Below are 20,348 nucleotides of genomic sequence, written 5' to 3'. Positions count from 1 at the left end.
CTTAGACCAGGCCAGCCGGTGTCGGTACTGCTGTGCGCTCTTGGATATTAATCACGTTGGGAGTAAAGAGAAAGACGCCGTCCCCAAGGCGCGATTGATGGCCATTGATGGCATAGGTGCTACCAGCGGCGAAATCAGAAATGCGCTGTGCCTCAGCCACATCAAGGTGCTCTAGGTTCAAAATGACGGCCTTGTCTGCCCGCAGCGCTTGCACAATTAGGGTGGTATCACTGAGGGACTGCGGCTTGATCACCACCACTTCATAGCCACTACTCAAGGAATGACCAAAGGCAGTCAACTCACTCATGATAACTCCCCCTTGGGAACATAACAAAAGGACCTACGACTAAATAATGATATTAAACTTCATTCTGTTGTATCGACCAGATCAAAATTTATGCAAATTTCAGCTTGGAGATCTTCCTACCAGTGAATTCTTAAGCACGGATGGCCGTTTCCAATATCTGTTGAAGCCCCCACTAGGCATAGTCAGGCAACCCGTTGACCCCTAAAATGGGCGCTACCAGGAGTGGAGGCGATGTTTAGTCATATGGTCAAACCTACTCAAGCAAAGCGATATGCTTCCCTGGGGGCGATCGCCCTTCTGACCACATCTCTCGTGGTAGCAAGTCCTAACCCCGCCTTGGCCATGCACATCAGCGAGGGCTTTTTGCCCCTGGGTTGGGCCGTGGGTTGGTGGCTGGCCTTTCTCCCCTTTTTGGCATGGGGACTGTGGTCATTGCAACAACAGATCAAACAACACTCCGAATCCGTCCTACTGGTTGCCTTGGCAGGCGCCTATGCCTTTGTTGTTTCTTCTTTGAAGATTCCCTCGGTTACAGGCAGCTGTTCCCATCCTATTGGGATTGCCCTGGGGGCTATTCTTTTTCGGCCCCCCTTAATGGCAGTATTGGGGACACTGGTGTTGCTCTTTCAGAGCCTCCTCATTGCCCATGGCGGATTGACGACACTGGGAGCCAACGCCTTCTCAATGGCGGTCGTAGGACCGTGGTTGGCTTGGCTCACCTACTGCGGTGTGTCTCGTTTGAGAGTGAAGCCGGCGATCGCTCTGTTTGCCGCTAGCTTCATCAGCAATGTGGGTACTTACACCTTGACCTCTTTGCAATTGGCCTTGGCCTTTCCCGACAGCGTGGGTGGCCTGGCCACTTCCTTTGCCAAATTTGGCACCCTCTTTGCAGTCACACAGATTCCCCTCGCCATCAGTGAAGGGCTGCTGACGGTCTTGGTGTGGAACTGGTTGACGACCTACTGCGTTGCAGAACTGCAGGCCTTAAGACTCTTGCCTCAGGAAGAGTTGCCCTAGAAGACTCTACCGGCTGCTGGAGGTAGGGTCATTTTTGGGACATTACATTTGACTTAAAAACAGCCCCTCGAGGCGGTGCAGGGGAAAGATTGTGGAGGTTTTTGATGAATAAAAAAATAGCGGCACTTCTACTAGGAGCAGGAACCGTTGTCCTGGCCATCTTTCCTTTACTTTTCGTCAAGGGAAATTTTGAAGGTGCCGACGCCCAAGCGCAGGACTTGATTCAGGAGGTGGCGCCAGACTTTCAGCCGTGGGCAAAACCCCTTTTTGAGCCACCCAGTAGTGAAGTGGAATCGCTCTTATTTGCAGTACAAGCAGCCCTAGGGGCGGGGGTCATCGGCTTTATTGCTGGTCAGTACCACGCCCGTTCGGCAACCCCTCGTCATTCTAAGGATCCTAGGGCGTGAATGCACCATCACCTCGATACCTATGCCTACACCAATGGTCTGCGGCATCTACACCCCGAACAAAAGCTGATTTTTGCGATCGCCAGCCTGTTATTTACGTTTTTTGCTCGCCCCCTGATCCAGGGCTTGCTTTGGCTATGGCTCAGCCTTTGGATTCTTGGCTATGCCCGGATTCCGTGGCGGGTTTATTGTACCCTCTTAGCTACAGTGGCTGTGTTCTGGCTAGTGAGTTTGCCGGGGTTAGTGGTGCAAATCATCCCGACGGAGGCTTTAAGGGCTTCGGGGCAAGGGGTTCTGAGTGACATTTCCCTAATGGGCTGGTCGCTTTTTGTCAGTGCCGAGAAATTGCATCAAGGCTTAACGGTAGGACTGCGGACAATGGTTGCCAGCACCTGTTTACTATTGATTTTATTGACGACTCCCTTTCCAGAACTGTTGGTCGTGGCTGAGCGCTGGGGCGTTCCCACTTTCGTCCTTGATGTCTTGATGCTGATGTACCGCTATATCTTCACCCTCCTCGAAACCGCCTTCACGCTTCAATTGGCACAGCGGGCACGGGGAGGCTATCAACAGCGATCGCGCTGGCTATTCAGTGTCGGTCTCTTAGCCGCTCAGCTTCTGCAGCAATCGCTGCATCGCTATCAAGCCATTCAGCTGGCTCTGGTCAGTCGGGGCTTTCAAGGGCAGTTTCGAGTGTTGCGCCCCTGCACCTATACCTATTCCCAACGGTATGGCCTCGAAGTCCTCATTGGTGGCAGTGCCCTGCTCCTGCTAAACACCCTGATGGCCTAAGATGTCTGTCCCCCTATTGGAATTTCATCAGGTTGGGTTTCGCTATCCCAATACCCCTGAACCGGTTCTGCGGGACTGCTCCTTTACCCTAGAGGCAGGACGGAAAGTTGCCCTCTTGGGCCTGAATGGCTCAGGGAAATCCACCCTCTTTTATTTGGCTGCTGCCCTCTATCGGCGCGATCGCGGTGAAATTTACTGCCAGGGGCAACGCCTGGTTCATCAACCCCAGAGACTGCGGCAATGGCGGCAACGGATTGGCTTGGCCTTTCAAGATCCAGAACAGCAGTTGGTGGCGGCAACTGTGGCCGAGGACATCTCCTATGGGCTGTGCAATTTGGGTCTGAGCCCCCCAGAAGTGGCAGCTCGCCTCCATCAAACCCTGCAGGAGTTTGATTTAGTTGCTCTTGCTGATCGGCCTCTCCATCATTTGAGCTTGGGCCAAAAACGACGGGTGGCCCTGGCTGGGGTGATGGCCTTGGCACCAACCCTATTACTGCTTGATGAACCCACCACCTATCTCGACTATCAGCAGCGGCAGCAATTGCGAGAACTCCTAGAGAAAATTCACCAACAGGGGACAACCATTGTGATTGCCACCCATGATCTCGATTTTGCCTATGGTTGGGCGGATTGGATTATGATTCTCGTCAATGGTCAGGTCAGCGTCAGCGATCGCGCTTCCCATGTCTTTGGGCAGTGGCCGACCTTTGCCCCTGAATTGGGAACCCCCACCCTCCTTGGTCTCTGGCAACAACTGCCCCCCGCCTGGCGACAACACCGTCCCTTCCCCCGTACCGTGACAGAGTTTAGCCGAGAACTGGGGGAACGCTTTCGGCATCTCGGCGACGAGTGCTGAAGAATTGCCCTGACAATGCTTGGGCTTGCAATCAAAGTGGTAACCTAGAGCCTAGGCAGCATTATTGGCTGTTCCAGTGCATAATAGTCAGCGTATTGTTTGCGGCATCAGACAAAACCCCTATGGCCACAATTATGGTTGTTGATGACAGTCCCACTCTGCGGGCAATGATTGTTGAACTCATGAAAGAGCAAGGCTACGACGTTGTTGAGGCCGAAGATGGCATCGAAGCTCAGGAAAAAATCAAAGCCCAATGCCCTGACCTGGTGATTCTAGACGTCGTGATGCCGCGCATGAATGGTTATGAACTCTGCCGCTGGATTAAGGGGGAAGCGGTTTCCCAAAAGGTGCCAGTGATTATGTGCACAACTAAAAGTGAAGAATTTGATATTCACTGGGGCAAAAAACAGGGGGTGGATGCCTACATCACTAAGCCCTTTGATCCTGCAGAACTCGTTGCCAGTGTCAAACAGCTCTTGGGATAGCCCTAAATCCAAGAGGGTAACCACATCCGCCTAAAGAAGCCTTGGGGCGTCAAGGGCAGTCCTAAATACAGGGGGAGCCAGTAAAGGAAGCCCCCGACAACTACCCCTAGGACGGCAATGCGTGCCCAGCGTGCCCTGTCTCCCCAAGCGTGGCTGGCTTCCCAGACCAAGGCCAAGGTCATAAAGCTGTAGAGGGCAGCGGGGAGGTAGTGATAGAGAAAGATACAGCGGGTGACCAGTGCCCAAGGCAGGAGATTGGCGGCATAGTTTAGGAGCACAAAACGGCCTGCGGTTGTGGTCAGCCCAAGGGGTAAAAGTGCAAGGGTAGCTAAGGTGCCCAGCCACAGGAGGGGCGGATTGAAGAGGGCATAGACGGCATAAATCCACTGGGTATCCGCCATTGGTAGGGGCGGTCCAATAACGGGCACCGGTTCACTGAGGGTTTGGACTCGCTGAAAAAAGTAGCTCATGGGGCGCAGCAACAGCGGCCAAGACCACCATGGGGAGCAGTAGGGATGGGCGGTACTGGCAACGCTGCGGTGAAAGTTAAACATTTGGCGATGCAGCTCAAGTAAACTCTGGTGGGGATGAAACTGGAGATGGGGCAGCCAGAGCAGGGTATAAACCACAAAGGCGATAAAGGGCAGGAGCAGGCACATCTGCCACCATTGGTAGGTCGTCTTCCACTCAGCGGGCAGCGGCAACCTCTGCTGGAGAACCCAGAAAAGCCCCACTCCCAACAGGAATCCCAAACCACTCCACTTCACCGCGGCACAGGCTCCAAAGGCAATGCCTGCAGCCATCAGCCAGAGCGATCGCGCCCTTCCCTGGTAGCGCAACCCCCACAGCCAAAGAATTTGTGCCACCACACCAAACAGCACAAGGGAGATATTGATGAGAGCATAGCGGGACTCCACCAAAAAGAGGCCATCGAGGGCAACGAAGAGTCCCGATAACAGGGCCACGGGCGATCGCCGGGTCAGGAGATAGGTCAACACTGCCACTGCCACGGGAATCAGTGATCCCATCAGCGCATTCAACCAGCGATAGCCCCAAGGGTGAAAGCCACCCCCCAGCCAGATGCTTAGGGCAATCAGGTATTTTCCCAGAGGGGGATGGGCATCAAAGAAAGGCACACCTGCCAGATAGTGGCGGGCAAAGCGGGCAAAATAGACCTCATCAAACACTAGGGTGGGAAAGCGGCTTAGCCCCCAAAAGCGGGTGGCAAGGGCAAAGAGCCACAGCAGCAGTAGCCCCAAGGGCATCCTAAGCCGCTCCCTGCAACTCTGCTGTCCGCACCGCAATGCGTTGAGCGCGATCGCCCCGTTGAACGGTCAGATTGAGAACTTGTCCCACCGCGGCACTATCGACAATGGTCTGCAACTGATCGGCACTGGTAATTGGTTCCCCATCGACTGCGGTAATCACATCCCCCCAGCGCAGACCGGCTTTTGCCGCAGGCGTATTGGGCAACACCTGTAGGACAAGAACACCATTGACTTCCGGCAGAATCACGGGTGAGTTGGGGTTAGCATTGTTTTCCTTGGCCATTGCCGGCGTGAAGGTAGTCATTTGAATGCCGATGTAGGCGTGTTGAATTTTCTCACCCCGAATCAGGCGGGCTTGCAGGGCTTTGGCTTTGTTGATGGGAATGGCGAAGCCAATCCCCATGGCGTCGGCACGAATAGCGGTGTTAATGCCAATCACTTCCCCCGCTTCATTGAGTAAAGGCCCCCCAGAATTGCCGGGGTTGATGGCTGCATCGGTTTGGATAAAGTCAAGGCGCTTATCGGGGATACCCACTTGGGCGCTGGAGCGGTGGAGTGTACTGATAATTCCCAATGTTACTGTGTTATCAAGGCCAAGGGGATTGCCGACGGCGATCGCCCAATCCCCCACTTTCACCTCACTGGAATCACCGAGGGGCGCCGTGGGCAATGGTTCGGTGACCCCTTTGAGTTTGACAATTGCTAGATCAGACACCTCATCCACGCCGCGCACTTCCCCCTCAAAGACCCGGCCATCCTTGAGGCGCACGTTTACCGTATCTGCTTGACTCACCACATGGGCGTTGGTCATGACAATGCCACTAGGATCAATGATGAACCCCGACCCTTGACCCCGCAGCCGATCCTCTTGGGGGGGCAAGGCTAAACCAGGGAAAAATTGGCGAAAGAAGGGATCACTCAAGAGGGGATCGGGGGTGCGCACAATTGTGCGTTCGGTATCAATGCGAACAACTGCATCGCCAACCCGCTCCACTGCAGCTGCGACAAAACTATGGTGAGCTGCTGCTGCCCACACTGGTGTACCGCTGTTCAGGGACCAAACAAGGGTAAGGCCAAGGCAGAATTTGAGGGTCTGCTGAAGTAAATGGGCAAGGCGTTTCATCATGGGTGGCCTAGAGCGCAACAGATGTATTTCTGATTGTATCGAAGCTCTCTCCGCTGGCTGTGAAGCAAAAGCACAAAGGGTGCATAGGAGGGAACTGTCCCTCAGAACAAGAATCAATGTCACAATTGGAAAGGTGTTCAAACTTAGGGGCAAGATGCTGCGCATTGGTATTGTCGGGTTGGGACTGATTGGTGGGTCGCTGGGCATTGATCTGCGGGCCAAGGGGCACTATGTGGTGGGACTGAGTCGGCGCCCTGAAACCTACGAGCGGGCGATCGCCAGGGGAGCCATTGACTGGGGTAGCACGGAGCCGGAAATTTTGCGTGCCCTTGATCTGGTGTTTCTCTGCCCCCCTATCGGCAGCATCCTTCCTGTCGCCCTTGAGATCATCCCCTCGCTCAGTCCGGAAACAGTGCTGACGGACGTGGGATCCGTCAAGGGAGAGATCGTCCCTGCCCTCGAAAAACTCTGGCCACGCTATGTCGGTGGTCACCCGATGGCCGGTACCGCAGAATCCGGCATTGAGGCGGCCCAAGCTCATCTCTTTGAGAATGCCCCCTATGTTCTCACCCCAACCCTGCACACCCAAAGTGCTGCCATTGACTGTGTGGCTGGCGTGGTCAATGATCTCGGAGCAAAGCTGCTCTATGCCACCCCATCGGATCACGATCGCGCCGTTGCTTGGATATCCCACCTCCCCGTACTGGTGAGTGCAGCCCTGATTCTTGCCAATGCCCAGGAAGCCAATGAGCCGATTCGGACGCTGGCACAGCAGTTGGCGAGCTCCGGCTTTCGCGATACCAGCCGCGTTGGGGGTGGTAACCCAGCGTTGGGACGGATGATGGCGGAATATAACCGCGCCGCCCTGCGCCACTGCCTGATCCACTACCGTGCCACCCTTGATGATCTGATTCGCCAAGTGGAGCAGGAGGACTGGGAGCGCCTGCAAATCACCTTAGAGCAGGCCAAAGCTTACCGTGAGCAGGTCTATCCCTCAGGGACGCCGCCGATAGTTTAGACGACGCACAATCCAGTAACTGGCAGACAAGGCCAAGATGGCGATCGCCAGCCCCAGGAGCTTTGCCACCGTTTCTGGTTGGCTAATATCCAGAATGATGATTTTACGGGCAATGGCAATCAGGGAGGTCACAATCACCAGCTCAACAATCTGGGAGGAGACATGGGTTTGCAGGTAGACCGTGATGTTTTCAAGAATTTCCAATGCCACCAGAACATTGAGAAAGAGGCCAAAGATTTTCACCAGTTCCAGGCTAAACTGCCCCAAGGGGGGTGAGAGTAGCTCTACGGTCAAAATCCGCCCCAAATCAATAATGGCGACGATGACCACTAGCAGCATCCCGATCGCCAGCACCCGCGTTGCTATCCCCTCAATCTGGCTGAGAAGGTGCAAAAATCGCTGATTGTCCTGAAGCAGAATGACGAGCTGTTCGCCAAGGTCAACCAAAGACCGCAACCAGCGTCCCATTCCTAGGCCTCAGCAAGCAGAACAAGGGGAGTGTAGGCCACGGGTTCCACTAAACGAGTGCTTAGCCCAAGGCGCTGAAACGACCCTTGCAATTCCTCAAGGGTTCCTTTAACCGAGAGCAATCGCGGTAGCCATCCCTGAAGGCGAAGGGTACCATTGCCGGCGGTGGTGATCATCACCTTGGGCTGCAGCCATTGCCCCAATTCCAATGCTACGTTGCCCCCCTTGAGAATCGCACCCACTACGGGTAAACACACCTCCAAAAGGGGCGTAATCACCACATCCACCTTGCCACAGGTGCGCAGCCACGGATCATGACAGCCGTGGGGTTCATAGTAGAGACTTTGAGTACCCCAGTGCAGAATGTACCCATTTTCCTGTTGAGTGGGGCCGATACTGGCACCTTTGGTGGCCTGGATGGTCAGATCGCGGTAGGTATGGGTTTGGTGGGGGCTCAGGGAAATCACCGTTTCAAAGCCAAGACTGCGGGCAACGTTGGCAGCACTGGGGGAGGCAATGACGGGCAGGGCGCGATCGCAGGCGCGGAGGGTCGGCTCATGGCAGTGATCCGGTAGTCCTTGGGAGAGCAAAAGGACATCCACATTGCTCGGCAGGGCACAGGGGCGCGATCGCTCCGCCTGAAATAGCCAAGGTGTCTTGCCAAAGGTGAGCGGCCCCACAAACCACGGATCAACCAAAACCCGGGTATTACCCAACTCCCATAACCATGTATTGCTCTCCAGCCAGGTTAACTGCATTGCCCTGCTCCTACAGGAACCGCGCCAAGATATTGTAAACCAGCAAAAAGAGGTTACCGACAACCATGCAACCTAAACCCACCAAACCACACATCAGCAGTGCCGTCAGCCCTCCCAGTCCCGCTTGCAAGAAGGGAAAAAAGAAGAGGGCCGCCCCTGAAATGGTGGCAATGATTAATTGTTCCCAGTGTTCAATCCAGCCTTTGAACTGCATAAATACCAGCAGGGCAAACACCCCCCCAATCAGACCAGCACTGACCCCAAGGGGGAATTGCCAAGTGGTCATCAAGCTGAAAATCATCACCCCCAACGCCGTCATTTCAAAGCCCGTAAAGCCCGCCCCCATGAGAATTTTGAAGGCGGGTAAGGGCGCAGGAGGCTGCCGCGGTGGTTTCGCCTTTGCAGGGGGCGCCATTTTGGGGGACGGTATCGGCGCCGCAGGTGACGGTGGTGAGCTCACTTGGGAGGGCGGGAGGGGTGTTGTCACTGGCTGTGGAGGGAGAGGCGGTGTTAGTGGTGGTGGCGGGGGGGGTGGGGCTGGGGCGGGGGTAGGAGAAGCATTTAAGTCTGCTAGGACCTGGGCTGCCGATTGGTAGCGATCGCTCGGCGCCGGCTGCAACATGCGGTCTAAAATCTGCTGGAGTTGCTGACTGACAGAGGGAACATAGGAGTGCCAATTCCAGCGGTTGTTGTAGGCGTCAAATAGTTTTTCGGGATCTTTGCCCGTCAGCAGCACAATACAAGTTACCGCCAAGGCATACAGATCCGAGCTAGGAAAGACCTGTTCTCCCCGTATCTGCTCTGGAGGTGCATAGTGAGCCGTATAGATACCGGTACTGCGGCTCTCCATAGACGTTTGGGAGACTTGTTTCACCGCTCCAAAATCCAGCAAGTAGAGCCGTCCTTGACCAGGAAACTTGGTTTTACTGGGGTGCTGGCGCATGATATTCGAAAGCTTAATATCGCGGTGAATAGAGCCGCGCTCATGCACATATTGCAGCACAGGCAGCAGTTCCCGCAGCACCTGTCGTACCTCTTCTTCACTAAAGCAGCCCTGCTGTGCCAACTCATCTTCTAGGGTTTCGCCGTCAATAAACTCCTGAACCAAGTAAAAGTAGCTTTCTTCGCTTGAGCTGTTAAAGCCGGCCACTTCCTCACGAAAAAACGCCAGTAAATCAGGAATTTGGGCATGCTGCCCCAGTTCCTCGAGAACTTTTGCCTCCCGCTCAAAGAGTTCTTGAGCCTTTTGCAAGCTTTGGGGGTCTGAGACATTGGGCAAAAATTGTTTAATGACACAGTATCGCCACCCTGGAGTATCCAAGTCCCGTGCTAAGTAGGCAGCTCCAAAGCCCCCCCGCCCCAAGACCCGCTCCGCCACATAGTGACCCCGCAAAATGAGGGGCATGCCACAGGTGATGCAAAAGCGGTCGCGAATGCGGCTGTAGCGCTGATTTGGCTGATCCAGCTCAGGAAGGTTGTTTTGCGGACGAGGGCAATGGGGACGAGTACAATAAACTAACATGGATCCGCTGCTGCAAGGCTTCCTCTATGATACTGCCCTCAGAATATCTGCTAGCCTTGCGGTAGGACAACGCTTTTTGGGAAGAGTAACCTCTTGACAAGCTGATGGTCGGACTCGAACCGACGACCTACTGATTACAAGTCAGTTGCTCTACCAACTGAGCTACACCAGCACTATTTCTAGCATACTACGTCTTAGCAGCAGTAGGGAACCTTAACCTATCAACCTTTTTTTGGGCATTGCGCAGTCCCAACACCGAAAAGATTCAAGGGCAAGGCGGCCTGCTTAGGGGAGACCAAGTTGAAGATCCCAGCAATCAGGCTTGAGTTGTTAATAGGAGCGATAGTCTGTGACTGCCAAGTATAGTTGTGTTACTCACAGAATAATCGCTATAATGCGAGGCGTGGAAAAGGCTTTCAGTTACCGCTTCTACCCAACAACTGAGCAGGAATCCCTGCTTCGGAAAACATTGGGCTGTGTTCGGTTGGTTTATAATCGAGCACTGGCAGCGAGAACAGAAGCCTGGTATGAACGAAAAGAGAGACTTGACTACGTTCAAACCTCTGCCTTGCTTACTCAGTGGAAGAAGCAAGATGACCTCCAGTTTTTGAATGAGGTTAGCTGTGTTCCCTTGCAGCAGGCATTGAGACATCTGCAATCTGCTTTCACTAACTTTTTTGCAGGTCGGGCAAAATATCCCAACTTCAAAAAGAAACGCAATGGCGGTAGCGCAGAATTCACCAAGTCTGCTTTTAGGTGGAAAGACGGAAAAGTATTCTTGGCAAAGTGCAACGAACCGCTGAATATTCGCTGGTCGAGACGGCTTCCAGATGGTGTTGAACCATCCACCGTGACCATCAGGCTTAACCCTGCTGGACAGTGGTACATCAGTCTGAGGTTTGATGACCCCAGAGATTTGACACTGCAGCCCGTCGACCCGTCGGTTGGTTTGGACGTAGGGATGAGCAGCCTCATTACCCTGAGTACAGGGGAAAAGATTGCCAACCCCAAGCACTTTAACCGCTACTACAAACGACTCCGTAAGGCGCAGCGGTCTTTGAGTCGCAAACAAAAAGGCTCTCGCAATTGGGATAAGGCGCGGTTGAAAGTTGCCAAGATTCACCAGAAAATCTCTGATTCCAGAAAAGACCATTTGCACCAGTTGACGACTCGATTGATACGTGAAAACCAAACGATCATAATCGAGTCGTTGGCTGTGAAAAACATGGTCAAGAACCGTCAGCTTGCCCGATCCATCAGTGATGCTGGATGGGGCGAACTGGTACGGCAATTGGAATACAAAGCCCAGTGGTATGGTCGGACACTGGTGAAGATTGACCAATGGTTTCCCAGTTCTAAACGCTGTGGACAGTGTGGTCACATTGTTGAGCGGCTGCCATTGAGCGTCCGAGAATGGGACTGTCCTAAGTGTGGGGCGCACCATGACCGGGATGTGAATGCCGCTCAAAACATTTTGGCCGTGGGACACACGGTTACAGTCTGTGGAGCGGGTGTAAGACCTGATAGACATACGTCTGGAGGGCAACTGCGAAGAAGCAGAAAGTCTCAAAAGTGATTTTGGGAATCTCCCTGCTTTAGCGGGGGGAGGATGTCAATTGAGTTATTGGCCCACTGCTAAACCGCAGGGCATGTTTTTATCGGCAGCAGCCAGTTTATCCTTTGGCAACTCTGATTGGAAGGGTGGAGGCCAGCCAATTCAATTGCTATTGATTGAGATCAGCGATCGCCCCAATGATAAACTGCAAACGTAAAGAGTACCGGAGAGACCCGCGGTGACGCGCCCAAAAATTATTGTCCTAGATGATGACCCCACCGGTTCGCAAACGGTGCACAGTTGCCTGCTGTTGACCCGCTGGGATAGGGATACCCTCTGTCGTGGCCTTGCTGATAGCGTACCCATCTTTTTTATCCTCACCAATACCCGTGCCTTGCCAGCAGACATGGCAGCGGCGGTGACACGCAGGGTTTGTCGTCATCTCAAGGAGGCGATCGCCCAAACAGGGACAACCGATTACATTATTGTCAGTCGTTCCGACTCCACCCTCCGCGGCCACTATCCCCTCGAAACGGATGTCATTGCTGCGGAACTGGGTCCCTTTGATGCCCATTTTCTGGTGCCTGCCTTTTTGGAGGGGGGGCGCATTACCCGCGATAGCCAGCACTACCTCATGGTCGAAGGTCAGCCTGTGCCGGTCCATGAAACTGAGTTTGCTCGCGATTCCGTCTTTGGCTACCACCACAGCTATTTGCCCGACTATGTCGCCGAAAAGACCCAAGGGCGAATTCCAGCCAGTGCTGTCGAACGCTTTTTACTGGCGGATTTGCGGCAGCCAGCGGCTTTGCTTGATCGTTTAGCCCGCTTGCAGGGAAATGTCTGCGCCGTTGTCGATGCTGAAACCCAAGGGGATTTGGATCAGTTTGCTGCGGCCGTGCTTCAGGTGGCCAGTCAAGGAAAACGCTTTTTGTTCCGCAGTGCTGCCAGTTTACTCACTGCCCTAGCACAACTGCCCCCCCAACCCACCCCCCCAGAGGCAATGGCCACCTATTGCCGCCCTGGGCGCTATGGCGCAGTTTTAGTGGGTTCCCATGTGCGCAAAACCACTGAACAACTGACCGCCCTGCTGCAGGAACCCGATGTGTTTCCCATTGAAGTGCCCGTGGCACGATTGCGCGACAGTGGGGTGGCTGAAGCGGAAATCATTGCTGCGGTCTTGGCAGCGGTGGATCAGGCAATTGCCCAGGGGAAAACCCCCGTCATCTATACCAGCCGTGAGGAACTCACCTTTGCTGATGCACCGACACGGTTAGCCTTTGGGCAGCGGGTTTCTGAAGTGCTGATGGCGATCGTTGAGCAGTTACCCGCCGATTTGCGCTATCTGATCAGCAAAGGAGGCATCACCTCCAACGATGTGCTGAGTAAGGGCTTAAACCTAGCCACAGTTCGCCTCTTGGGGCAAGTGATTCCCGGCTGCTCCGTTGTGCGCACCCCTGCTGATCATCCCCGCTTTCCAGAATTACCAGTGGTGCTGTTCCCCGGCAATGTGGGCGATCGCGAGGCACTGCGCACGGTCTATCATCGCTTTCAGGGCAGCGGCACTGCAATTTGGGAATGATTAGGAATGATGACTCACTCCCTTGAATCTGACTGAGTTCAGGGTTTAGAATGCAGTTGTAACAATAATAAACAATTTTTAATCTTTCCCGATAAGTGAATGAGTTTAGTCAACACGGTTGGGGCTAAATCAGCGGTATGGCGGTGGCTGCTGCCTGTCTTAGTCGTACTGGTGGTAGGTGGCGGTTGGATATTTTCCCTCCTGTTGCCCCTGCGGGATCCCTACATTCAAGCCGTACGGGCGACAGTGGGCGACCCCAGTCGCGGCGAACAAATTTTTATCCTCAACTGTGCGGGCTGCCATGGCCTTGATGGCGAGGGGGAAGTCGGCCCTAGCCTCCTGCAGATTAGCCACCGGCGATCGCAGGTACAACTCATTCAGCAAATTATCAGTGGCAATACCCCCCCCATGCCCAAGTTTCAAGCCCAGCCCCAAGACATGGCTGACCTATTAAGCTACTTGAAGACACTCTAAAAATTTTGACAAAAATTCCACAGATGAAGCCAGTATATTAACCGGTATATTAAATTAAAAATTGTGTCATTAGCATTGCCAATTTCGAGCATCCTTTGGTGGGAATGGAAGAAGTCTTTGCGGTGGGCGATCGCGTTCGCCTTGTGGAACTGCCACCCTATGTGAAAACAGCGGAACCGATGCCAATGTTGCGTCCCGCCAGTATCCTCACCCTCGGTGAAGAAGGGGTGATTCTAGGCCAGCAACCGGGAAACTATTGGGTGGTGCGGCTCGAGCGGGGTGCCTTTTTGTTGGAAGCCAAGTATTTGAAGCGGGTTTAATGGCTCCCCTGCTGTCCCTGTGCATGATTGTCAAAAACGAAGCCCATCAACTGCGGCGTTGCTTGCAGTCGGTTCAGCCTTGGGTGGATGAAATCATTATTGTGGACACAGGCTCCACCGATGGGACGATCGCCATTGCTTGCGAATTTACACCCCACGTCCATGCCGTTGCTTGGCAAGGGGATTTTGCAGCCGCCCGGAATGCCGCCTTAGCCCAGGCCACGGGGGAGTGGGTCTTTTACATTGATGCCGATGAAGAATTGGTGGTTACCGATGCCCACTGGCAAGACCAATTGACTGCGCCGGGGGCCCATGCCATTAATCAGTGGAGTTTGCTGCGCCGTGAACAGTCTAGCGATCGCAACTGGAGTGAATTTTGGAATGTGCGCTTTGGCCGCCGCTTCCCCGACCTCCACTTTGCCGGCGCACTCCATGAGCAACTCTGCTACCGAGAACGAGAAGCAGTAGTGGGTGAATTGCAGGGGGTTTATCTCATTCACCACAACCAACAAAGCCAAGAGCAATTCCTTGCCAAAATTCGCGATCGCAACATCCCTATCCTCGAAACAATGGTGCAGCAGGGCGATCGCCGACTGCAAAACTTGGTCTGCCTTGGGGATCACTACGCCGCCTGTGGTGATAGCGATCGCTCCCAAGCATGGTACGAACAAGCCCTCGAGGAGATTGCATCTGCTGTCGAACAAGGGATACTCCCTAGGGAGACCACATGGCTACGTCATCTTCTCTTTTGGGTGAGCTACCGCGCCTTTGAAGCCAAAGACTACGAAACCGCTCAGTATTACCTCAGCTATGGGCTGCGCTTCTTTGATCGCTATCCGCCCTTGCTCTACGTGGCTGGGCTATTTGTCTTTGAGCTAGGTTTGCCGCGGGGGGCGCTGCCCTACTTTCACCGCTGTTTAGACCTTTTTGAGGCGGGCAGCTACGATCGCACGGAGCCTTTTGATCGCCAGTGGATGACCACCCAGCCCGCCTACAGTCTGGGCTACACCTATATGACCCTTCAGGAGCGCGATCGCGCCATTGCCTATTTTCAAAAGACCCTTAAATTTAACCCTGACTATCCCCCTGCTCAGATGTACCTGGAACAACTGCTGAGGGCATCGGCAAATCAAGGGTAATGCGAGTACCCGCCCCTGCTGCTGAACGAATCCACATGCGGCCTTGAAAGCGCTGAGTGACAAAGAAGGCCTTCGTCAGACCAAAGCCACCCCCCATCGTGCGGCGATGCTGAACATTGGAGCCGCGGTAGCCAAAGCCAACCACCTTCGGAATTTCCTCAACGGGAATCCCACAGCCCGTATCCTCCACCACAAACTTGAGACGATCAGCCGTTTGCACCAGGCCGGCAATAATTTTACCCCCTTGGGGAGTATATTTACGGGCATTGGCAATCAAATCCCGCATCACATCCTCAAAAACGGGGGGCATCAGGACCGTGCGACCATTGGGGGTTTGAATATCAAAGGTCAGAAAATAATCCGAGGCTTCCTGAGCGGCAATGTTGTGAAGAATGCGGTAACGCCCCTTACTGTTTTTCTCAATGGCTTGGAAGACTTGCTCAAACTGAGCCTGCAATTGCTGAATGGGCACCTCAACCCAAGCTGCTGGCGCCTTTTCCCGGGCAAGGAGTTGTTGGACTCGTACCTCCACCACATCAAAGACGGATTGGATATTGGCCACTGCCTCTTGCACCTCTGGAGTGGTTGCCTTTTCGGGATGCTGCGCCAGGGCTGTTTCGATATTCCCCGTGATGGCTGCGCGTAGATGATCGATTTGCTGAAGATACGCCAAAATCGTCGAGCGATCGCCCAAGGCATTCACAAGTTGCTCTAAGCTGTTCAGACTGGGTTGCAATACCTGCCAATCATTGAGCTCCAGCTCTAAAAATTGCAGTTCCCCCAGCAAGATATTGAGGGTATTCAAGACACTGTGCATATCCAACAAGGTTTCCTGGTGGCTGGAAAGGGGGGGAGCCTCGGTAATTTCTATCTCCACAGGGCAACAGGATTGCGTATTCACTTCAAACCAACCTTTTCCTTAAAGTCATTCCTTAACGTTATCAATACCGCTTGCGGCTAGGGTTTCCTTTAGCCTAGACCAAATCCTCACTGTCCGGCTGCTTGCCCAAGGATGCAACCGATGGACCTCAGATTGCAGGAATTCCTGAAAACTGCGGCGGGCGCTTTGGCTGGCAACCCAGCCCGCTGTCCCTAGGGTCAGCGTCGGGAGGATGTCACCAGTTTGTTAGGATCAAGGGGCAGTTCAATTGGTCTAAGACGATGGTACTGCTGGGACGGTCCGCAGCAGAACTGAAAGCATGGGTAGAAGCCCAAGGGCAGCCCGGCTATCGGGGACAACAACTTCATCAGTGGCTCTATCGAAAGGGGGCGCGATCGCTCCAAGAGATCACCGTTTTTCCGAAACAGTGGCGCGCTGCCCTTGCCGATGTAGAGATTGGCCGCTCAGAGATTCGCTACCGCCATGATGCCCAGGATGGCACGGTGAAGCTGCTGTTGGCTTTAGCCGATGGTGAAACCATTGAAACGGTAGGCATTCCCAGTAGCGATCGCCTGACGGTCTGCGTATCTTCCCAAGTCGGCTGCCCAATGGCCTGTGATTTTTGTGCCACCGGTAAAGGGGGGTACCGCCGCAATCTGGCCTGCCACGAAATCCTGGATCAGGTGCTCACGATCCAAAGTGAAATGGGGCGCCGCGTCAGCCATGTGGTCTTTATGGGCATGGGCGAACCCCTGCTCAATTTACCTGCTGTTCTCCAGGCGATCACCTGTCTCAATCGCGATATTGGCATTGGTCAGCGGCACATCACCATTTCCACTGTGGGCATTCCCCAACAAATTCAGCGACTGGCACAGCACCAATTGCAAACCACCCTTGCAGTCAGCCTCCATGCCCCCAACCAAGCCCTACGAGAGCAACTCATTCCCAGTGCCAAGCACTATCCCCTCAGCCAGTTAATTGCCGACTGTCGTGCCTATGTCCAACAAACCGGTCGCCGCATTACGTTTGAATATACCGTTCTGGCGGGGGTCAACGATCGCCCCCAGCACGCCGAGGAGCTGGCGCAGCTATTGCGGGGCTTCCAAAGCCATGTCAACCTGATTCCCTACAATCCCATTGCTGAGGCAGCCTATCAACGTCCCACGGATCAGCACCTGCGGCAATTTCTCAGCCAACTGCAGGCTCTAGGGGTTACTGCCAGCATTCGGCGATCGCGGGGTCTGGATCGGCAAGCCGCCTGTGGCCAATTGCGCCAAGCCCAACTCATTGCCTGAACATTTTTTGCTATCGTAATATTCTAATTTCCTGTAATTCCTTTCACATTATTGAATGAAGCCAGAGCTTTGGTTCGTTGCTCCCATTAGCGCGATCGCCCTCGGTGGTATTGCCACCCTGATTCAACCCCAACAACCCTTAGCAGCCCTTTTAGGGAGTGGCATTGGTGCCCTTGCAGCGGCTCCCCTCATTGAAAAGAACCAACGCCGGAGCGATCGCCTGCTTCAAGAGATTCACACCTTCCTCGCATCTTCCCCAGAGACGACAGAACTCAAGACACTTCTCCTGCAAGAACTCGAGCAACAACGCCGACAGCTCACTGACCTTGAACAGCACCTACACGAAACCCTGCGTCCGATTCGCAACGAGCTAGCCCAGCCACTAGAAACCCTCAAGGACAATTTAAGAGACACTTCGCCCCTGAGTGCCCAGCAACTAGAGCCATTGATTGAAGCCATTCACGCCCAGAGTGCGGCTTTGCAAACCATTCAGACCCTACTCCAAAGACCCCAACCCCCCGCAAATACCCTAAAAACCGCAGTTCTCTACGACATTGAGAACTTAGTCTTTAACCAAGGGCAGCGATTAGACCCCGCCAAAGTCAATGAGCTGGTGTCCCTAGACAAAATTCTGGAGTCAATTAAAAGCACCATTGATCTGGGGGAAATTGCCATCAAGCGCGCCTATGGCAACTGGCAAAACAAAACGCTTCAAGCCCTTAACGATCAACTCAAGCGCTCACAGATTCAACCGGTTTCTGTCTATGGCCACAATCGGGATCAACGCAATGCTGCTGACATTCAGCTTGCCCTCGATGCCATTGACCTGATTCACCACTATCCTGACATCAACACCTTCGTTCTGATCTCTGGTGATGGTGGATTTGGCTCCATTGCCCTGCGCCTGCGCGACTACGGTAAAACTGTGATTGGCTGTGCCTATTGGAATGCGGCTAGTCTTAGCTTTCAGAAGGTTTGTCACCAATTTATTTTCCTTGAGAATCCCTTCATTGATTCCCCCCCCACAACCAATGGGAGAAACGGCACCCCTTTTCTTGGTCAATCCAATCCAGCTAAGACGACGAGTCAGGCTTCACCTTTATTGGCTTCTCCCTTACCCATTGAGCCGTTGAACTATGATCAAATTCCTGTGAGTGCTATCGGCCAACGGGAAACCGAAAAACTCCTGGAACTGTTGTCTTACTATACTAGCGATCCAGCAAAATCCCAGGAACTCGTCGACGGCATTATTTTTGATACTGTCTTTTTGGATATCAAATCGGTACTTCCCCAACTGGACCCATTGCGGTTTGGTTTCCTCAAGCCCTCCGGCTGGGTGGCTTATCTAGCTGATCAGCATCAGTTACCGATTTGTGTTGCAGTGAATAGTCAATTGGGCAAAGCGGTTCTCTGTTGGCGAAATAAACTCCCCGAGCACTGCACAGTTCATACCCATGAGCCCCAGAGTATCCACACCGTCTCGATTTATCGCGCCATTTTTGCCCATGACGTGGCAGGAGATCCCCTCTTAACTAACGTGGGACACTGGTTAATCGCTCATCGCCCCCGCAATATGGCCTCGAGAAAAATGACTAACGCCATTTTTGAGCAGATGTCCACGGAGGGGCAGTCAATGAGTGAGACGGGAATTAAGCGGGCGATCGCCAACTATGTCAAAGCCGGTATTCTCACGCGCACATTATCTGCCAGTGGTGACACCCTTACCCTCAACCCCGCCGTCAAGGACTTTTCTAGTTTGGTTATCGAGTTCCAAACTCGTTTTCGCCAAGCTGTGGAAGAGCGCCTCAGCAGGATTGGCGAGACGATCAATGAGCAGGTCTTTGCTCAAGCGGTTCCCCTGCAGCCGCTGCAACTGCCGACAAAAAGTTCAGAGAAGGCACCAGACCCTCCGTCCTAGGATGCATTGGGGGGTTCAATATGACTTGGCAACTCTAAACAATACCCAGCGCCATAAACCGTTTTAATATAGCGAGGATTGCGGGGATCGGGTTCCAGTTTGGTGCGCAGGTGACGCACATGGACGCGGATGGTTTCAATGTCATCATCGGGGTCATAGCCCCAGACTTCCTTAAGGATTTCACTGGGAGAAACGGTTTGGCCGTGGCGTTGCAGCAGACAGTGGAGGAGTTCAAACTCAAGGCGCGTCAGCTTAATGATTTTGCCAAACCAAGAGACCTCAAATCGTTCGGGCACCAGTGTCAATGGACCATAGCTGAGAATTTCTCGGTGGCCTGCCGTGGCAGGAATGCGATCGGCCCGTCGCAAGAGGGCGCGTACCCGTGCCAGCATTTCCTCCAATTCAAAGGGTTTGGTGAGATAGTCATCGGCACCGGCATTAAACCCCTCCACCTTGTTATGGGTTTGGCTGAGGGCCGTCAGCATCAAAATCGGAATATCTTGGGTACGCGGATCGCGTCGCAGGCGTTGGCAAATGGTGAAGCCATCGACTTGGGGCAACATCAGGTCAAGGAGAATCAGGTCGGGAGACAGTTGCACAGCGAGGGCTTGCCCTTGCATCCCATCTAAGGACTTTGTGACCTCGTAGCCCGCCATTTGCAGGTTAATTGCCAAAACGTCAGCGATCGCAGGGTCATCATCAATGATTAAGATGCGGGGCTTCATAGGATGAACGGTACTCAATCCTCATGGGCGGCGGACTACCGCTTCTGAGAGAATTATAAACATCGCTGCAAAAACCTTAAGAGTTTGTTGGGTTTCTTTAGATTTTCTCAATATTTGCGACTAGTCTAGGGAGATAGACCTTTTCTTCCTAAAATTGGAGTATACCCAGCACATAAACATCAGTTTGTACAGTGCTGATGGGTCACTGAACCCTCTAAAATTGGCCTAGACCACTTTCTAATCAGCCCTTGGTGCAGTTTGAAACCCAGTTTAGGGCGCTATACGCGGAGCAACCCAAACTGGAGGTATGTTCATCCTGCAAGCTTTATGCGCTCTTGAGCGGATTTTCCACAAACCTAGGCTATACTTTGGGAATGCAACTTTTGGGCAGAAACGATGACCCTGTCCTGACTTTTGCGAACTGCTCACTCACTGCAAT

The 20,348-nt window shown here is 53.5% G+C and carries 22 protein-coding genes and 1 tRNA gene; 14 read left to right on the top strand and 9 right to left on the bottom strand.

What is annotated here, in order from left to right; genetic code table 11:
- Position 1: 1 nt before the first annotated feature.
- Positions 2 to 307 (bottom strand): cell division protein SepF, encoded by a 306-nt coding sequence (locus TLL_RS12425; RefSeq protein ID WP_011058275.1) that lies wholly within the window; start codon positions 305 to 307, stop codon positions 2 to 4.
- 231 nt (positions 308 to 538) lie between these two features.
- Here TLL_RS12425 and TLL_RS12420 point away from each other — a divergent pair, with 231 nt between their 5' ends.
- From TLL_RS12420 to TLL_RS12400, 5 genes are all read left to right on the top strand, one after another.
- Positions 539 to 1,324 carry an energy-coupling factor ABC transporter permease gene (locus TLL_RS12420; protein ID WP_231833789.1) on the top strand — a complete coding sequence of 262 codons (786 nt, stop codon included), beginning with the start codon at positions 539 to 541 and terminating at the stop codon, positions 1,322 to 1,324.
- 104 nt (positions 1,325 to 1,428) lie between these two features.
- The gene (locus TLL_RS12415) at positions 1,429 to 1,731 is read left to right on the top strand and encodes an energy-coupling factor ABC transporter substrate-binding protein (RefSeq protein WP_011058273.1); all 303 of its coding nucleotides are present in this window, start codon (positions 1,429 to 1,431) and stop codon (positions 1,729 to 1,731) included.
- A complete protein-coding gene (cbiQ, locus tag TLL_RS12410; protein ID WP_011058272.1) occupies positions 1,732 to 2,523 on the top strand; it encodes a cobalt ECF transporter T component CbiQ in 792 nt (263 codons plus the stop codon).
- Between the two features lies 1 nt (position 2,524).
- Positions 2,525 to 3,379 (top strand): energy-coupling factor ABC transporter ATP-binding protein, encoded by an 855-nt coding sequence (locus tag TLL_RS12405; RefSeq protein ID WP_011058271.1) that lies wholly within the window; start codon positions 2,525 to 2,527, stop codon positions 3,377 to 3,379.
- 122 nt (positions 3,380 to 3,501) lie between these two features.
- Complete coding sequence (locus TLL_RS12400; protein ID WP_164921050.1) at positions 3,502 to 3,864, top strand: response regulator transcription factor; 363 nt, start codon at positions 3,502 to 3,504, stop codon at positions 3,862 to 3,864.
- Positions 3,865 to 3,866: 2 nt separating this feature from the next.
- Here the strand turns inward: TLL_RS12400 and TLL_RS12395 are convergent, their stop codons facing one another.
- Positions 3,867 to 5,129: a phospholipid carrier-dependent glycosyltransferase gene (locus TLL_RS12395; protein WP_011058269.1), complete on the bottom strand. Its 1,263-nt coding sequence runs from the start codon at positions 5,127 to 5,129 to the stop codon at positions 3,867 to 3,869.
- 1 nt (position 5,130) lies between these two features.
- A complete protein-coding gene (locus tag TLL_RS12390) occupies positions 5,131 to 6,258 on the bottom strand; it encodes an HhoA/HhoB/HtrA family serine endopeptidase (RefSeq protein WP_011058268.1) in 1,128 nt (375 codons plus the stop codon).
- A gap of 157 nt (positions 6,259 to 6,415) precedes the next feature.
- Here TLL_RS12390 and TLL_RS12385 point away from each other — a divergent pair, with 157 nt between their 5' ends.
- Positions 6,416 to 7,276, top strand: a complete 861-nt coding sequence (locus TLL_RS12385; RefSeq protein ID WP_164921244.1) for a prephenate/arogenate dehydrogenase — start codon at positions 6,416 to 6,418, stop codon at positions 7,274 to 7,276.
- On the opposite strand, the gene TLL_RS12380 is transcribed toward TLL_RS12385, so the two are convergent.
- The 4 genes from TLL_RS12380 to TLL_RS12365 form a co-directional block, all read right to left on the bottom strand.
- The gene (locus TLL_RS12380) at positions 7,253 to 7,744 is read right to left on the bottom strand and encodes a phosphate-starvation-inducible PsiE family protein (protein ID WP_011058266.1); all 492 of its coding nucleotides are present in this window, start codon (positions 7,742 to 7,744) and stop codon (positions 7,253 to 7,255) included. The two genes, TLL_RS12385 and TLL_RS12380, sit on opposite strands and share 24 nt — an antisense overlap.
- A gap of 2 nt (positions 7,745 to 7,746) precedes the next feature.
- Positions 7,747 to 8,502, bottom strand: coding sequence for an MBL fold metallo-hydrolase (locus TLL_RS12375; RefSeq protein WP_011058265.1), 756 nt, complete (start codon positions 8,500 to 8,502; stop codon positions 7,747 to 7,749).
- Positions 8,503 to 8,512: 10 nt separating this feature from the next.
- Positions 8,513 to 10,024 carry a serine/threonine-protein kinase gene (locus tag TLL_RS13095; RefSeq protein ID WP_011058264.1) on the bottom strand — a complete coding sequence of 504 codons (1,512 nt, stop codon included), beginning with the start codon at positions 10,022 to 10,024 and terminating at the stop codon, positions 8,513 to 8,515.
- 99 nt (positions 10,025 to 10,123) lie between these two features.
- Positions 10,124 to 10,196 (bottom strand) — tRNA-Thr (locus tag TLL_RS12365).
- 231 nt (positions 10,197 to 10,427) lie between these two features.
- On the opposite strand from TLL_RS12365, the gene TLL_RS12360 reads away from it, so the two are divergent.
- The 6 genes from TLL_RS12360 (at position 10,428) to TLL_RS12335 (ending at position 15,091) form a co-directional block, all read left to right on the top strand.
- Positions 10,428 to 11,600, top strand: coding sequence for an RNA-guided endonuclease InsQ/TnpB family protein (locus tag TLL_RS12360; protein ID WP_164921049.1), 1,173 nt, complete (start codon positions 10,428 to 10,430; stop codon positions 11,598 to 11,600).
- Between the two features lie 40 nt (positions 11,601 to 11,640).
- Entirely contained in the window at positions 11,641 to 11,796 is a 156-nt protein-coding gene (locus TLL_RS12355; protein ID WP_164921048.1) for a hypothetical protein, read from the top strand.
- Between the two features lie 21 nt (positions 11,797 to 11,817).
- Positions 11,818 to 13,158, top strand: a complete 1,341-nt coding sequence (locus TLL_RS12350; RefSeq protein ID WP_011058262.1) for a four-carbon acid sugar kinase family protein — start codon at positions 11,818 to 11,820, stop codon at positions 13,156 to 13,158.
- A gap of 99 nt (positions 13,159 to 13,257) precedes the next feature.
- Positions 13,258 to 13,632 carry a c-type cytochrome gene (locus TLL_RS12345; RefSeq protein ID WP_011058261.1) on the top strand — a complete coding sequence of 125 codons (375 nt, stop codon included), beginning with the start codon at positions 13,258 to 13,260 and terminating at the stop codon, positions 13,630 to 13,632.
- Positions 13,633 to 13,736: 104 nt separating this feature from the next.
- The gene (gene sipA, locus TLL_RS12340; protein WP_164921047.1) at positions 13,737 to 13,952 is read left to right on the top strand and encodes a regulatory protein SipA; all 216 of its coding nucleotides are present in this window, start codon (positions 13,737 to 13,739) and stop codon (positions 13,950 to 13,952) included.
- Positions 13,952 to 15,091 (top strand): glycosyltransferase family 2 protein, encoded by a 1,140-nt coding sequence (locus TLL_RS12335; protein ID WP_011058259.1) that lies wholly within the window; start codon positions 13,952 to 13,954, stop codon positions 15,089 to 15,091. The genes sipA and TLL_RS12335 overlap by 1 nt, the downstream gene beginning before the upstream one ends.
- Here the strand turns inward: TLL_RS12335 and TLL_RS12330 are convergent.
- Entirely contained in the window at positions 15,021 to 15,992 is a 972-nt protein-coding gene (locus tag TLL_RS12330) for a sensor histidine kinase (RefSeq protein WP_011058258.1), read from the bottom strand. The two genes, TLL_RS12335 and TLL_RS12330, sit on opposite strands and share 71 nt — an antisense overlap.
- 260 nt (positions 15,993 to 16,252) lie before the next feature.
- Here TLL_RS12330 and rlmN point away from each other — a divergent pair, with 260 nt between their 5' ends.
- On the top strand, positions 16,253 to 17,266 hold the full coding sequence (gene rlmN / locus TLL_RS12325; RefSeq protein WP_011058257.1) for a 23S rRNA (adenine(2503)-C(2))-methyltransferase RlmN: 1,014 nt from the start codon (positions 16,253 to 16,255) through the stop codon (positions 17,264 to 17,266).
- A gap of 55 nt (positions 17,267 to 17,321) precedes the next feature.
- Positions 17,322 to 19,184 (top strand): NYN domain-containing protein, encoded by a 1,863-nt coding sequence (locus TLL_RS12320; protein ID WP_011058256.1) that lies wholly within the window; start codon positions 17,322 to 17,324, stop codon positions 19,182 to 19,184.
- Here the strand turns inward: TLL_RS12320 and TLL_RS12315 are convergent.
- Positions 19,181 to 19,909 carry a response regulator transcription factor gene (locus tag TLL_RS12315; RefSeq protein ID WP_011058255.1) on the bottom strand — a complete coding sequence of 243 codons (729 nt, stop codon included), beginning with the start codon at positions 19,907 to 19,909 and terminating at the stop codon, positions 19,181 to 19,183. The genes TLL_RS12320 and TLL_RS12315 overlap by 4 nt on opposite strands.
- Positions 19,910 to 20,348 lie beyond the last annotated feature (439 nt).

The sequence above is a fragment of the Thermosynechococcus vestitus BP-1 genome (assembly GCF_000011345.1).
Classification (GTDB): domain Bacteria; phylum Cyanobacteriota; class Cyanobacteriia; order Thermosynechococcales; family Thermosynechococcaceae; genus Thermosynechococcus; species Thermosynechococcus vestitus.
The sequence above is the reverse complement of the archived record's forward strand: the minus strand, read 5'-3'. Positions and strand labels throughout refer to the sequence as shown.

Coding starts and splice junctions, on each gene's coding strand:
- TLL_RS12425 (WP_011058275.1), bottom strand. CDS start 307: ATGAGTGAGTTGACTGCCTTTGGTCATTCCTTGAGTAGTGGCTATGAA.
- TLL_RS12420 (WP_231833789.1), top strand. CDS start 539: ATGTTTAGTCATATGGTCAAACCTACTCAAGCAAAGCGATATGCTTCC.
- TLL_RS12415 (WP_011058273.1), top strand. CDS start 1,429: ATGAATAAAAAAATAGCGGCACTTCTACTAGGAGCAGGAACCGTTGTC.
- cbiQ (WP_011058272.1), top strand. CDS start 1,732: ATGCACCATCACCTCGATACCTATGCCTACACCAATGGTCTGCGGCAT.
- TLL_RS12405 (WP_011058271.1), top strand. CDS start 2,525: ATGTCTGTCCCCCTATTGGAATTTCATCAGGTTGGGTTTCGCTATCCC.
- TLL_RS12400 (WP_164921050.1), top strand. CDS start 3,502: ATGGCCACAATTATGGTTGTTGATGACAGTCCCACTCTGCGGGCAATG.
- TLL_RS12395 (WP_011058269.1), bottom strand. CDS start 5,129: ATGCCCTTGGGGCTACTGCTGCTGTGGCTCTTTGCCCTTGCCACCCGC.
- TLL_RS12390 (WP_011058268.1), bottom strand. CDS start 6,258: ATGATGAAACGCCTTGCCCATTTACTTCAGCAGACCCTCAAATTCTGC.
- TLL_RS12380 (WP_011058266.1), bottom strand. CDS start 7,744: ATGGGACGCTGGTTGCGGTCTTTGGTTGACCTTGGCGAACAGCTCGTC.
- TLL_RS12375 (WP_011058265.1), bottom strand. CDS start 8,502: ATGCAGTTAACCTGGCTGGAGAGCAATACATGGTTATGGGAGTTGGGT.
- TLL_RS13095 (WP_011058264.1), bottom strand. CDS start 10,024: ATGTTAGTTTATTGTACTCGTCCCCATTGCCCTCGTCCGCAAAACAAC.
- TLL_RS12345 (WP_011058261.1), top strand. CDS start 13,258: ATGAGTTTAGTCAACACGGTTGGGGCTAAATCAGCGGTATGGCGGTGG.
- sipA (WP_164921047.1), top strand. CDS start 13,737: ATGGAAGAAGTCTTTGCGGTGGGCGATCGCGTTCGCCTTGTGGAACTG.
- TLL_RS12335 (WP_011058259.1), top strand. CDS start 13,952: ATGGCTCCCCTGCTGTCCCTGTGCATGATTGTCAAAAACGAAGCCCAT.
- rlmN (WP_011058257.1), top strand. CDS start 16,253: ATGGTACTGCTGGGACGGTCCGCAGCAGAACTGAAAGCATGGGTAGAA.
- TLL_RS12320 (WP_011058256.1), top strand. CDS start 17,322: ATGAAGCCAGAGCTTTGGTTCGTTGCTCCCATTAGCGCGATCGCCCTC.
- TLL_RS12315 (WP_011058255.1), bottom strand. CDS start 19,909: ATGAAGCCCCGCATCTTAATCATTGATGATGACCCTGCGATCGCTGAC.